The organism is Helicobacter winghamensis ATCC BAA-430 (assembly GCF_028751035.1).
In the GTDB taxonomy this organism is placed as follows: Bacteria; Campylobacterota; Campylobacteria; order Campylobacterales; family Helicobacteraceae; genus Helicobacter_D; species Helicobacter_D winghamensis.
Genome location: NZ_CP063533.1, coordinates 1,109,905 through 1,124,002 on the forward strand (window position 1 = coordinate 1,109,905; position 14,098 = coordinate 1,124,002).

Below are 14,098 nucleotides of genomic sequence, written 5' to 3' on the forward strand. Positions count from 1 at the left end.
GGAGTTGTTTTGGAAGAGTTTGACTACTATGAAGTTTTAGAAGTTGAGCGTACAGCAAGCGGAGATGAAGTTAAAAAAGCTTATCGTAAAATGGCACTCAAATATCATCCTGATAGAAATCCTGATGATAAAAATGCTGAAGAAATGTTTAAAAAAATCAATGAAGCTTACCAAGTTTTAAGCGATAAAGAAAAACGCCAAATTTACGACACTTATGGCAAAAAAGGCTTAGAATCTAGTGGCTTTGGCTTTAACGATATGGAAGGAAGCATTTTTGATATTTTCAACTCTGTTTTTGGCGGTGGATTTAGTGGATTTAGTGGATCTTCAAGGCGTAGAAGCAATGAAAAATATCCACGCGATTTAGCAATAGAACTTGAACTTAGCTTTGAAGAAGCTGTTTTTGGATGCAAAAAAGAAATTGAAATCACTTACAAAAATGCGTGTTTAGCCTGCAAAGGGAGCGGTGCAAAAGATGGTAAGGTTACCACTTGTAGTGCCTGCAAGGGAAGCGGTAGAGAAACCTTCTCTCAAGGCTTTATGACTTTTGCACAAACTTGCTCTAAATGCCACGGAAGTGGACAGATGGTAGCTGAAAAGTGCGACAAATGTTCTGGAAAAGGATTTCAACAAGAAAAAGAAAAGTTTGAAGTTAAAATCCCTGAAGGTGTAGATAGTAACAATCAAATTCGCGTACAAGGGCGTGGAAATAAAATGCCAGATGGCACACGCGGAGATTTATATGTAGAAATTTTTGCTAAAGAAGATGCGCATTTTATCCGCCACCACAACGATATCTACCTTGAAGTGCCTGTGTTTTTTACTCTTGTTATGCTTGGAGGTAATATTAAGATTCCAGCACTCACAAAAGAATTAGAACTTAAAATCCCAATTGGAGTTAAGGATAAACAACAATTTGTATTCTATGGAGAAGGGGTTAAAAGTGTCAATAGCGGGAAAAAAGGTAATTTTATTGCCGTTATTAATATCATTTACCCGGAAAAATTAGATGAAAATCAACGCAATCTCCTTACACAACTTCACGAATCTTTTGGCTATGAATATTCTAAGCCAATCTCCTGCCATGAAGGCTTAATGGATAAAATCAAAAACTGGTTTAAATAATGCAATATACTGGAATCCAAAATTCCCCCTTAGGGGAGATTCTAGTAGTTGATGATGGGAAGGCAATTTTAGAAGTACGCTTTCTAGATTTTACACTTAGTCCCCACAATAAAAATTTCTCTATCAAAACCCAATTTAAGAAAAGTGCTTTTTTGCAATCCAATTTAGCCAAAGAATCCTGCAAGCAAAGCTCTTTAACACTTACCGCTTTTTCACAGATTGAAGAATATTTCGCCCAAAAACGCAAAGTTTTTACCTTGCCACTTAATCCAAAGGGAACAGCATTTCAAAAAAGTGTTTGGGAGATTTTACGCACCATTCCCTATGGGGAAATCTTAAGTTATGGGGAAGTTGCAAAAAGATTAAATAAACCAAACTCAGCACGCGCCATAGGCGGTGCAAATCACAACAATCCCATTGCGATTTTTATTCCTTGCCACAGAGTGATTAACGCTAATGGTTCAATCAATGGCTATGCAAGTGGAATCCAAAAGAAAATAGAATTACTAAAGCTAGAAGGATACACGCCCAAAAAGGGCTTGAGGAAATTATAAAATAGCGTATTTAATAGAAATGCACGCTTCTAGACTGGCAAGCTCATCAAGCACGCTTTGAGAGATTGCATCATCAACAATAATTAACGCTAATGCTTCCTTACCATAACGCCCTAAACGAAAATCTGCAATATTAATATTATGCTTTGCCAAAGTCGTTCCTACAAATCCAATAACACCGGGAGTATCATCATTTCTAAAAAGAATCATTTTGCCCTTTGGTTCAATATCAAGAGCAAAATTATTAATATTAACAATTTTTGGCGTATTTTCATTAAATACTGTTCCGCTTACACTAAATTTACCTTCTTGTGTAAGGAGTGTTAGTTTAATTTGATTTTTGTAAATTCCTTGAGATTCTTTGCCTTCTAATTTTACTTCAATCCCTCTCTCTTGTGCTACATAAGGTGCATTGACATAATTTACCTTATCACCAACTGTCGCATTTAAGATTCCAACAAGAGCGAAAGTAGAAAGCGAAGCAAGATATTTCTTAATCTCTCCTTCTGCTTCTAGAGTAATAGAACGCACCTCATCTTTATTAACTTGAATGGCAAAAAATGCCATTTTTTGCACAAGTTCCAAATAAGCCTTCATAAAATTTGGCAACTCATTTTCTTTAATTGGTAAATTTAGTGCATTAGGGAAGCTTGAACCTCTTGCTGCTTCAAGCGCTGCTTGCGCTGCTTGAATTGCAATCTTCTCTTGAGATTCCAATGTATTGGCTCCAATATGAGGTGTAACATAAATATTTTTTAAATCTAAAAGTTTATTGCTAGTTCCCGGCTCTTTTGTAAAAACATCAATCCCAGCCCATCTAACCTTTCCAGATTCTAACGCCGCATACAACGCATCTTCATTATATAATCCACCACGCGCACAATTAATCAAAATCACGCCATCTTTCATTTTCGCAATCTGTGGCGTATCAATCATATTAATAGTTTCTTTATTTTTTGGCGTGTGGATTGTAATAATATCACAGCTTAAAATCTCATCAAAATTTCTTGTATATGCAATGCCAACATCAGTAGCTTTAGCAGGATTTATATAAGGATCATAAGCAATAACTTCCATTTCAAAAGCTTTCATACGCTTTCCAACACGACTTCCGATATTTCCAAATCCAATAATCCCTAGCTTCTTATCTTTAAGTTCTGTTCCATACCAGTCTTCGCGCTTCCATTTTCTTTCTACTTTTAGCTGTGCATTTGCATCTGGAAAATTACGAATCGCACTTAAGATATGTGCGCAAGTTAGCTCCACAGCAGCAATGGTATTTGCCGTTGGCACATTCATCACAACAACACCTTTTTTACTAGAACCTTCAATATCTACATTATCCACACCAACGCCAGCACGCACAACAGCACGCAATTTAGATGCAGAATCCAAAAAACTAGTATCCACATCTGTGGAGCTTCTAGTAATTGCAACATCTGCTTTATGCAACTCCTTTTTTAACGCATCTTTTGGTAAATCTGCCAAATTTAGCATTGTTACTTCAGAATCTTTCTCTAATAAATCCAAACCACTCTTGTGGATATGATCACAAACAATAATTGTATATTTTGACATAAACTCCTCCGTTAAGCTTTAGATAAAGTGTAATTAATTGCGTAGTGTTTAAGTTTCTCCAAAACGCTACGCAAATAATTTTCATCTTCAATGGCAACAACCAACCAAATATTTTCACCAATTTTATAGTAAGAATACTCAATATTATGCGCCCCAAACACTTGATTAATGCAAAAAAACTGATAATCATTAATCACACCAACAGAAACCCTAAATACTTCTTTTGTATTATTTTTAGCATTATTTGCATAGAGAAGCTTAACTTGCAATTCAGAAGCAGGGTAAATAAACTCTCTCTCATTTTGCCCAGATAGGCGATCTAGCCAATCTGGCAAAGCGATATGATCTAAATCACTGGGTTTTGCAAGCTCATAAGGGCTAATCTCTGGAAGCTCATAAATATTCATTGCACCAATATAATTACGAATTAGCACAAACAGCAATATGCAAGTAAAGATTGAAAAAATGCCAATCAACAATCTTATTTGCATATTTAAGCCTTAATTTTAAGAGATTTGATCCTTAATAATATCACCCAAAGTCATTTTATCGCTTGCATTATCATTGAAGCTTTTAAGATTTGCTTTTTCTTTTTGTCTCTCTAAACGGCGAACAGATACACGGATTCTATTATTCTGCGCATCAATGAGAGAAATCACGCCATTTATTTTATCACCAATTTTGATTTCTTCTTTTTTAAGTGGTGGCAAATCTTCATTACGAATTAATGCGTCCATCTCATCATCAATTTTAATAAACACGCCAAAATCTTTCACATCTCTAACAGTTCCAATTACAGCATCATCTATGGAATATTTTTTAGCAAACTCATCTACAGGAGATGCAATCAACCCCTTACGTGTTAAAGAAACGCGCTCTTTTTGGCGATCAATCTTAGCAATTTTCACCTCAACGCTTTCACCAATTTTCATCAAATCCTTGCATTTTTCGTTTTTATTCCAATACGCATCTTCATTGTGCAATAAACCATCAATTCCATCAAGTTTCACAAATGCGCCAAAGTCCGTTAAGGTTGCAACAACACCTTTTAACACTTCACCTTCTTTGTGTTTTTTAGCAAATTGTTCAAAAGGCTTATCTAAAAGCTTTTTCAAAGATACTCTTAAGCGACGATCTTTAGAATCAATCTCTATAACTTCTACATCAATTTCTTGTCCAACCTTTAAAAACTCTTCTGGATTCTGAATATTTTTATTCCAAGAAATTTCAGAGATATGCAAAAATCCTTCAATATCATTTCCTAAATCCACAAATACACCATAAGGCTCAATATTGCTAACTGTAACCTTAATCGCATCACCTACTTCAAGTTCATTTTCCACTTCTCTCCAAGGATCTTCTGCTGTTGCTTTGATGGAAAGAGCCAAGCGACGCTTATCTTTATCATAGTTTAAAACCTTAATAGGCACAATATCATCTTCTTTATAAAGCTTAGAAGGATTAACTGGACCTTTATAGCTAATCTCAGTGTAATGCACCAAGCCCTCTACACCATTAACATCAACAAACATTCCAAAACTTGTGATTTTCTTAACCTTGCCTTCTAAAGTCCCATTCTCTTTTAGAAGATTCTCTACAGCATCTTTTCTTACTGTATTTTCAAGCTCAAATAAACGCTTACGTGAAATTACAATGCTATCTTCTTCTGGTTTAACATTAATAATGCAGGCTTTGATTTTCTTGCCTTCAATCTTGCTACCTTCTTTAAAAGCTGCTGTAAACTTAGGCATAAAAAACTCAATATCGCCACTTTCAACAACATACCCTCCTTTATTACGCCTAACAACAACGCCTTCTACAATTTTATCTTTATAATCATCGCCTAAACTTTGAATATACTGACGCACTTTTTCTTTACGAATCGCTTTTTTATAAGAAACAATAGGTTGCTCATTGCGTCTTCCTGTAATAACAATTGGTAAAGTATCACCTACTTTAAAAAGTAAATTCCCTTGTGCATCTAAAATTTCATCAAGCGCTACAATTCCTTCTTTCTTTTCTCCTGGAACTGCAATAACAACTTGATTATTCTCAATAGCAACGATATTTCCTTCAGAAACACGCGTACTTTCCTTTTTCTCAAATTGCTCAAACATTGCAGCAAAATCTTCATTATCATCAATGATGATTTTTTCTAATTCTTGTGTATTAATTCCTACAACAGCCATCTATGCCCTTTTTTAAAAAATAAATCTTGTAATTCTAATCAATCTAGCCTTTTAAAAGTATAAAATTAATAGCTTTTAATTGTATTGACCACCTTATCAATAATCCAATTTGGAGTAGAAGCTCCAGCAGTAACCCCACAGAGTTGCTTTTCCAAAAACCACTTGGAATCTAATTCTGAAAAATCCTCTATCAAATAACAATCCTTGCAATATTCCTTAGAAATATTATAGAGTTGCTTTGTGTTTGATGAGTTTTTGCCACCGACAATCACCATTACATCCACTTCTTTTGCCAAATTTCTTGCAGAATCTTGGTTGTCAAATGTTGCATTACAAATCGTGTTAAACACTCTACACTCCGAACAACGACTGATTAAATAATTTGCAATTTCTAAAAACAAATTAATATTTTTTGTAGTTTGTGAAACTAGAGCAACTTTATCGCGCAATTTAGCCTTTTTTAGTGATTCTAAATCTTCTACCACCAAAGGCTCATTGTCGCAATAACTCATTACTCCTTTAACTTCGGGATGTTTCATGTCTCCAAAAATTACAATTTGATAGCCTTTAGCACTCATATCCTCGCAAATCTTTTGTGGCTTTGTAACATAAGGACAAGTTGCATCAGTGATATTATTAGTTTTTTCTTTTAACTTTTGTAAATCTTGCTTTGGGATTCCGTGTGTGCGAATAATCACTTCCGCTTTTTTTGGAATCTCTTGAATATTCTCATTAACTACAACATTAAATTTTTCTTTTAAACGATTAATCTCTTTATCATTATGGATTAGAGGACCTAGAGTTATACCATTTGGTTTTTTTTCTGCTAACTCAATCGCGCGTTTTACTCCAAAACAAAATCCATAGTTTTTTGCTAATTTTACTTCCACGCTTACCCTTTTTGGCAAATTTTTGTAAGAGATTGTAAAATTTCCAAAAAATTTGGAAAGGACACATTAATACACTCAGCATTTTCAATCTCCATTCCACTTTTCAATCCAGCAACTGCAAAACTCATCGCAATTCTATGATCCCCAAAGCTATCCACACAAGCTTTTTTTAACATTCCACCCACAATGTAAAATCCATCGTCTAACTCTTGCGCTTCAATCCCACAAGCCCTAAGATTTTCTACAACTGCCTTGATTCTATCTGTTTCTTTAACACGCAATTCTTTCGCGTTTTTAACTACACTTTTCCCCTTGGCACAAGCCATTGCAATGGCTAATGCTGGAATCTCATCAATCAACCAAGAAATTTTCTCACTCAATTCCACAGCCTTTAGACTCTCTGGTGCATTTATGATAATATCGCCGATACTTTCATAAGTTTTTGAAGTTTCTTTATAAGTTATTGTAACGCCCATTTTTTCAAGCACACTAAAAGCTTCAATGCGTGTTTTATTAAGTAAAACATTGCGCAAAATTCCTCTAGAATTTGGCGTAATTGCAACTGCCACCGCAAAGAAAAATGCACTAGAAGGATCTGCTGGAATTTCTAAATTCAACGGTTCTAATTTACTTTTTAATGGCTTTATTTTAATCTCAACTGCACCATTTTTATCTATTGCAGATTCTATCTCCGCTCCCATTCCTTTTAGCATTTTTTCACTATGATCACGGCTTAATTCTGGTTCTTGATAAACACTCTCACCCTTGGCAAAAAGCGCGCTTAAAAGCATAGCAGATTTAATTTGCGCACTTGGAATCTTGCTAGTATAAAAAAAGGATTCCAACTTTGGATTCCCTTTAATAACCAAAGGCGCAAACTCACCACTGCTTCTCCCTAAAATCTCCGCACCAATACTTCTTAAAGGCTCAACAATTCGCTTCATAGGGCGTTTATTAAGATACATATCCCCACTTAAAACAAAGATTCCATTTTGCGCACTTAATAGCCCAAGATACAGGCGCATTGCTGTCCCTGCATTACCACAATACAGAATCGTATTGGGCTCTTGAATGTTTTTTGGCGGTGTTAGCAACAATCCCCCATGACATTTTTCAACGCTTAAACCTAGTTTTTTTGCAATCTCTAGCGTATCTAGCGTATCTTCGCCCTCTAAATAATTCTTTACAAAACTAGGCTTATCACTAAGAAGCGCGAACATTGCGCAACGATGTGAAATAGACTTATCAGAAGCAATCTTGTCTGTTTCTAGCTCAAAACCTTGTGTTTTGCTAACTTCTAACTTCATCGCAATTCTACTCCAAAGGAATTTTTAAGCTCTTCTAACACAACCTCCAAAGCTGCATTAATATCCTTTTCTTCCAGTGTTTTGACATCTGATTGCAAAGCAAAGCGAATCGTCAAACTCATTTTATCTTGCAAGGTGGAATCCTCATAAATATCAAGCGGATAAAATCCAACTATGCTAGGCACTTTTAAGCTTTCAATACATTTTCTAATCTCATAATATGGAATCTTTTTATCCAAAACTACGCTTAAATCTCTCTGTGCTTTTTGAAACTTTGAATACATTTGCACTTGTGGAATCGCTTCGGTTAGCAAGTCCAAATCTAACTCACAAAGATAAGTTTCATCTAATCCAAACTCGCTAGCAAATTGTGGATGCAAGGTTGCAATCACGCCCACTTCTTTGCCATTTTGAAGCACCTTTGCACATTGTCCGCTATGAAATAGCTTAATTTTAGATTCCAATGGTTCTAAGCTAAATTCTCCTATTACACGCGCAATTCTATCGCAAAAGCCAAAATACCCCTCTCTTATACCCTTTGCATTTGGGTAGCGTTCTTCACACAGTAAACCACTTTGGATAAAGCCAAGACTAGCCCTTTGTTCGCGCTTCTTATCATACACAGCCCCCATTTCAAAAAGACTGACCGCATTAAAGCCATTGTTGCAATTATGCACAACAGCCCTTAAAAGTCCAAGCAATAGCGTGCTACGCAAAGTATTTAAATCCTGCGTGATAGGATTTAGCAAATCCAGCGTGTCTTCTAACACTTCAAACCCACAACTTTGAAGCTTCTCCCTATCCTCAAAGACAAAATGCACCGCTTCGTTAAAGCCCACTCCAATAGCTTTTTGTGCGATTTTTCTCTTAAAATAATATTCTCTTAAGGCATCATCACTCTGATGATTTTGCACAAACACAAGCGGTGCGCTAGGCACATTATCAATCCCATAAAAACGGATAATTTCCTCTGCTACATCTTGCGCACTTACAATATCGTGGCGAAATAAAGGTGGCTCTGCGATGATAAAATTCTCATCACTTGCAATCTCCACGCCAAAGCCAAGCCCTTTTAAAATATTAATCACCTTTAACTTTTCTAAACACACACCAATAATGCGCCCCATTAACTCTAAATCAATCGTAATAGGATCTTTTGGCGGTATTTCAATAAACCCTTGCGTATCTGTATATAAAACTCCCTCTTCTCCTAAAAGTAAGCCTGAAAGCACAGATAGCCCAACTTTTAAATCCGGGCAGCTCCCACGCGAAGTGCGTTGAAACACCTTAAGATCTACCTTTGTTTTTGTTTCCATTACCTTTTGTGCGATAATCTCTGGTGCAATATAACTTGCTTCAAGCACGATAAATTCTTTTTCTTTTACTAAAGATTCCTTACTTTCATAAGCGCAAAGCTCCACACCAATAGTAGATAGTTTCTCATTTTCGTGATAAATACTCTCAAGTCCGCGTTCATCTTTTTTAAGCGTTAAAACAACCTTTTGTCCATCAAGCTGGCAAAAACTTTGCGGATACGCATTTAAAATCACTCCACTAAAAAGTGTGCTAAAACTTAGTGCATCTTTGAGCCAAGAATTTTCTAAGATTCCATTATGCGCTAAAAGCAAATTCACACATAAAGGCAATGCACTAGGTTTTATTTCCATTGCTTGAAAAAGCAAAGACGCATCATGCTTATCATTGGCAACAATTTGAAGCACTCTCCCAATTCCTGGAGCATTGTCAGAAACTTTTGGCGGATTAAGTGGCTTTAATTCCAAATCAAACGCCACGCTTAAATCCCTAGCAACCCCCATTAAGCTCATACAATCCCCACGATTTGGCGTGATAGAAATCTCATAGATTTCATCATTAAACACAGGATATTCACTAATTTCCTTGCCGATAACCAACTCGCCAATACTAGAATCTAATTCTACAATTCCATCATTAACCTTTGGAAATCCAAGCTCTGCTGTAGAACATAGCATTCCACAACTCTCCACCCCCCTAAGCATAGCTTTTTTAATGGTAATACCGGGGAGTTCAGCTCCTTCAAGTGCAACTGCAACATAAATCCCTTCTCTTGCATTTGACGCACCACACACGATTTGGCGTGTTTCATAACTTCCTTCTGTGCCACTAATTGCCACTTGTGTAACATTTAGCTTTGTTGCATCTGGATGCTTTTGACACTCTAAAATCTTACCTACAACCACTCTCTTTGGTGCAACCACCGCACAAAAAGATTCCACCTCTAGCCCAATCTTATTTAAAGTGCTATACATCATCGCGCTGGTGATATTCTTTAGTGGTAAAATATGACTTAAAATACTGCGTGTAAAAATCATTTAAATTGCTCCAAAATTCTTAAATCACTCTCAAAAAATGCCCTTAAATCTGGCACACTATATGCTAGCATTGCAAATCTTTCTACTCCAAGCCCAAAGGCATAACCGCTCACATTTTCATAACCAACTGCCCTAAAAACATTCTCATCTACAACGCCACATCCAAGCACTTCTAGCCACCCTGTGTGCGAACATACACGACAACCTTTACCTTGACAAAAAATACAGCTCATATCCACTTCGGCACTTGGCTCTGTAAAAGGAAAGAAGCTAGAGCGGAATCGCACTTTTACATCTCCGAACATATATTTCAAAAAGTCTTCTAAAATAAACTTTAAATGCGCAAAACTTACAGAATCCTTGCCACTCTCCACTACAAGCCCTTCTACTTGATGAAACATAGGTGTATGCGTTAAATCATAATCACATCTAAATACATTTCCCGGACAAATCATACGGATAGGCGGCTTTTGCGATTCCATTGTGCGGATTTGCACAGGTGAAGTGTGTGTGCGCAAAAGTTTCCCGTCTTTAAAATAAAAGGTATCTTGCATATCTCTTGCAGGGTGATATTTAGGCAAATTCAAGGCTTCAAAATTATGAAAATCATCTTCTATCAAAGGTCCCATTTTAAGCGCGAAATTCATTCCTACAAAATATTCTACAATCCTATCTAACATCAACATTACAGGGTGATTTGCTCCCTTTAAATTACTTGGACTAAAAAGAGAAACATCAATTTTTTCTGCGCTTAATTTTGCTTCTAATTCTTTTAAGCTTAAAGCTTCTTTTTTATCAGCTAATGCCTTTTCAAAACGCATTTTTAGAGTGTTTAGCTCTTTTGCAAGTGTTTTTTTGCTCTCCCCATCGCAAGTTTTAAGCTCCGCAAACTTTGCTGTTAAACTCCCCTTTTTTCCCATTACTAAAATGCGGATTTCTTCTAATTCTGCAGTAGTTTGCGCATCATCAATCTTAGAAAATATAGCTTCCATTGTTTTCCTGCTTTTATAAAATAATGATGAGATTGTATTAAAAAATATTTTTACTTTGCTTAATATTTAGGTAAAATTATAGAATTCAATCAATAAAAAGGTGAAAAAATGAGCGTATTTGAAAAAATTATCAAAGGCGAAATTCCTTGCAATAAGGTGCTAGAAAACGATGATTTTTTAGCATTCCACGACATTGCGCCAAAGGCTCCAATCCATGTTTTAGCAATCCCTAAAAAGTTTGCAAAAGATTTTCAAGAACTAGAACCGCAAGAAATGGCAGGTTTAACAAGCTTCATTCAAGAAGTTGCTAAACTCTTAGGGCTTGATAAAAGCGGTTATCGCATTATTAGCAATGTAGGTGTTGATGGCGGACAAGAGATTCCTTATTTGCACTTCCACATTCTAGGCGGAGCAAAATTGCGTTGGGATAATTTAGCACAAAATATCTCTGAAAAACAACGCTTAGAAGAAGCTAAAAAGGGAATGTAAGGGGAGAAGCAATGAAAAATCTGTTTGTAATTTTAGTTACCTATACAAAGCCACTAGAAATTATTGAAAGTATTTTGCAAGAACATCGTGCCTTTCTGCAAAAGGGCTATGAAAGCGGACATTTGCTAGCTAGCGGACCACAAAATCCCAAAAAAGGTGGAATCGTTATAGGAAAATTTGATTCTAAGGAATCTGTCGAAACATTTTTTAAATACGATCCTTACGCTCAAAACAATGTCGCCACTTATCAAGTCTTAGAATTTACCCCAGTGCTACATCATACACTTTTGAAAGACTTTTTAGAAGTTTAGCATTTTAGATTCCAATTTATGGAATCTTAAACTTTAAAAAACTCTCTATACCAAGCTATGAAGTTTTTAATCCCAGTTTCTATACTTGTGTTTGGCTTGTAATCAATCTCTTTAATTAAATCATCAACATTTGCATAAGTTGCTGGCACATCTCCGGGCTGAAGTGGAAGCATATTCTTTTGTGCTGTGATACCTAGCTCTTTTTCAATTGCTTCTATAAAATCCATTAATCGCACAGGATTATTATTTCCAATATTATAGATTTTATAAGGTGCTTTTGAGCTATGCGGATCTGGGGCTTTGCCACTCCACTCTGCATTTGGTTCTGCATTATTATCAATTACACGCACAACACCTTCTACAATATCATCTACATAAGTAAAGTCTCTTAGCATTTCTCCGTGATTAAACACATCAATAGGCTTGCCTTCTAAAATCGCCTTTGTAAATAAAAACAACGCCATATCCGGACGCCCCCAAGGACCATAAACCGTAAAGAAGCGCAAACCCGTTGTTGGCAATCCAAAAAGATAAGAATAAGTATGCGCCATAAGCTCATTACTCTTTTTGCTTGCTGCATATAAACTAATAGGATGATCCACATTATCACTTGTGCTAAAAGGCATATTTTCATTTAAGCCATACACTGATGAGCTTGAAGCATAGGCTAAGTGCTTAATATTATGGTGCCTACACGCCTCTAGGATATTCACAAACCCCACAATATTACTATCCACATACGCATAAGGATTCACTAAAGAATATCTCACACCTGCTTGTGCAGCAAGATTGCAAACCTTATCAAACTTTTCTTTTTCAAAAAGTTTAAAAAGATTCTCTCTATCCTCTAAATTTAATTTAATAAAGCGATAGTTTGGATATTTTTCACTCTGAACCAACGCATTATACGCAATTGCATTTTGCGCAATCCCTGCATTTTCTAAACGCCCATATTTAATACGCACATCATAATAATCATTAATACAATCAAGTCCTACAACTTCATCACCACGCTCTAGCAAGCGTTTTGCAAGAAATGACCCAATAAACCCTGCTGTTCCTGTTACTAAAATTTTCATATTATTGCTTTAAAACTCTAAAATATTGTTCCATAAAAATCTGATTTGCTAGCCCGTTAAACTTACGGATTCCAAGCATATCAAGACTTAACTCCACTGCATTAACTACCCAAGAAATCTCACTAATTCCAACCATTCCCATATGGTTGATTCTAAAAATCTTGCCCTTTAAGTCATCTTGACCGCCAGCAATATTAACTTCATAGGTATTTTTTAATACTTTTCTTATCTTATCGCTCTCTTCATGATACACGCAAGTCATACTTAATGCTGGAATTGTAGGATAAATCTTAAGTCCTATTCCTTCCATAGCAGCATCACAAGCTAAAGAGCGTGCCTTTGTTTGATGATAAATTGTATCATAGCCTATCTCTTTTGCACGCTCTAAAAAGGCACAAAGCCCTATAATAATAGTCGTTGGTGCAGTCCAAGCCGTTGTATTTTTAACTTGATTTTTAAGCTCTGTTTTTAAGTTAAAATAAAACCCCACATCGCGTTCTTGAATTTTTTCCACCGCTTTTTGGCTAAGCCCAATAATACTAAGTCCAGGCGGTAGCATAAAAGCCTTTTGTGAGCCACCAATAAGCGCATCAACATAAGTCATATCCAAAGGTTCTACACCCATTGCAGTGATTCCATCTACAATCACCATTATTTCAGGATTATACTCTTTTACTGCTTTTGCAAGCACTTCATAAGAATGTCTCAAGCCCCCAGCACTCTCGCACGCTTGGATACAAAACGCATCAATCTCTGGATTTGCTTTAAGCGCATCTATAACCTGCTCTAGGCTTGCTGGAATATCCCAAGGATTCTTAATTTCCACATTTGGAATCTTAAATGCTCTAGCAATCTTGCCAAATCTCTCTCCAAATTTTCCACTATTAATACTTAAAAGCTTTTTTTCACATAGCGAAGTTACGCAAGCTTCCATTGCTCCACTTCCAGAGCTTGCAAGCATTAGCACTTCAGGCAAACCAATCACTTCTTTAAGCAATGCGCGTGTTTTTGCAAAAATCTCTTCAAACTCTGGAGTGCGATGATGGATTGTAGGCTCACTCATTGCCACACGAACAAACTCTGGCACAGGCGTTGGACCGGGAGTAAAAAGCAACATAAAATCTCCTTGCAAAATTTAATGCCCGCAATTATATCGCAAGTTTTACTAACTTTTCATTAACAAGCCTAACTAAAAAAATTCTAAATTTTGTTATAATCACAGATTTATTTCAC

The 14,098-nt window shown here is 36.1% G+C and carries 13 protein-coding genes; 4 read left to right on the plus strand and 9 right to left on the minus strand.

Annotated elements, in window-relative coordinates:
* Positions 1–9 precede the first annotated feature (9 nt).
* Together dnaJ and IP358_RS05740 are read left to right on the plus strand one after the other, a co-directional pair.
* On the plus strand, positions 10–1,125 hold the full coding sequence (gene dnaJ / locus IP358_RS05735) for a molecular chaperone DnaJ (RefSeq protein WP_006802632.1): 1,116 nt from the start codon (positions 10–12) through the stop codon (positions 1,123–1,125).
* Positions 1,125–1,679: a methylated-DNA--[protein]-cysteine S-methyltransferase gene (locus IP358_RS05740; RefSeq protein ID WP_006802633.1), complete on the plus strand. Its 555-nt coding sequence runs from the start codon at positions 1,125–1,127 to the stop codon at positions 1,677–1,679. Before dnaJ ends, IP358_RS05740 begins: the two co-directional genes overlap by 1 nt.
* Here the strand turns inward: IP358_RS05740 and serA are convergent.
* The 7 genes from serA to pheS form a co-directional block, all read right to left on the minus strand.
* Positions 1,674–3,257, minus strand: coding sequence for a phosphoglycerate dehydrogenase (serA, locus tag IP358_RS05745; RefSeq protein ID WP_006802634.1), 1,584 nt, complete (start codon positions 3,255–3,257; stop codon positions 1,674–1,676). The two genes, IP358_RS05740 and serA, sit on opposite strands and share 6 nt — an antisense overlap.
* A gap of 11 nt (positions 3,258–3,268) precedes the next feature.
* Positions 3,269–3,748 (minus strand): hypothetical protein, encoded by a 480-nt coding sequence (locus IP358_RS05750; protein ID WP_006802635.1) that lies wholly within the window; start codon positions 3,746–3,748, stop codon positions 3,269–3,271.
* A 15-nt stretch (positions 3,749–3,763) separates the two neighbouring features.
* A complete protein-coding gene (locus IP358_RS05755; RefSeq protein WP_006802636.1) occupies positions 3,764–5,446 on the minus strand; it encodes a 30S ribosomal protein S1 in 1,683 nt (560 codons plus the stop codon).
* Between the two features lie 65 nt (positions 5,447–5,511).
* Positions 5,512–6,336: a 4-hydroxy-3-methylbut-2-enyl diphosphate reductase gene (locus tag IP358_RS05760; RefSeq protein ID WP_006802637.1), complete on the minus strand. Its 825-nt coding sequence runs from the start codon at positions 6,334–6,336 to the stop codon at positions 5,512–5,514.
* Between the two features lie 2 nt (positions 6,337–6,338).
* Positions 6,339–7,643, minus strand: coding sequence for a 3-phosphoshikimate 1-carboxyvinyltransferase (gene aroA / locus IP358_RS05765; protein ID WP_006802638.1), 1,305 nt, complete (start codon positions 7,641–7,643; stop codon positions 6,339–6,341).
* The gene (pheT, locus tag IP358_RS05770; RefSeq protein WP_006802639.1) at positions 7,640–9,994 is read right to left on the minus strand and encodes a phenylalanine--tRNA ligase subunit beta; all 2,355 of its coding nucleotides are present in this window, start codon (positions 9,992–9,994) and stop codon (positions 7,640–7,642) included. The genes aroA and pheT overlap by 4 nt, the downstream gene beginning before the upstream one ends.
* Positions 9,991–10,986 carry a phenylalanine--tRNA ligase subunit alpha gene (gene pheS, locus IP358_RS05775; protein ID WP_006802640.1) on the minus strand — a complete coding sequence of 332 codons (996 nt, stop codon included), beginning with the start codon at positions 10,984–10,986 and terminating at the stop codon, positions 9,991–9,993. Before pheS ends, pheT begins: the two co-directional genes overlap by 4 nt.
* A gap of 108 nt (positions 10,987–11,094) precedes the next feature.
* Here pheS and IP358_RS05780 point away from each other — a divergent pair, with 108 nt between their 5' ends.
* Together IP358_RS05780 and IP358_RS05785 are read left to right on the plus strand one after the other, a co-directional pair.
* The gene (locus tag IP358_RS05780; RefSeq protein ID WP_006802641.1) at positions 11,095–11,475 is read left to right on the plus strand and encodes a histidine triad nucleotide-binding protein; all 381 of its coding nucleotides are present in this window, start codon (positions 11,095–11,097) and stop codon (positions 11,473–11,475) included.
* Between the two features lie 11 nt (positions 11,476–11,486).
* Positions 11,487–11,786, plus strand: a complete 300-nt coding sequence (locus IP358_RS05785) for a YciI family protein (protein ID WP_006802642.1) — start codon at positions 11,487–11,489, stop codon at positions 11,784–11,786.
* 26 nt (positions 11,787–11,812) lie between these two features.
* Here IP358_RS05785 and IP358_RS05790 read toward each other — a convergent pair whose 3' ends face one another.
* Together IP358_RS05790 and IP358_RS05795 are read right to left on the minus strand one after the other, a co-directional pair.
* Complete coding sequence (locus tag IP358_RS05790) at positions 11,813–12,865, minus strand: NAD-dependent epimerase (protein ID WP_006802643.1); 1,053 nt, start codon at positions 12,863–12,865, stop codon at positions 11,813–11,815.
* 1 nt (position 12,866) lies between these two features.
* Positions 12,867–13,982, minus strand: coding sequence for a pyridoxal-phosphate-dependent aminotransferase family protein (locus IP358_RS05795; protein ID WP_006802644.1), 1,116 nt, complete (start codon positions 13,980–13,982; stop codon positions 12,867–12,869).
* Positions 13,983–14,098 lie beyond the last annotated feature (116 nt).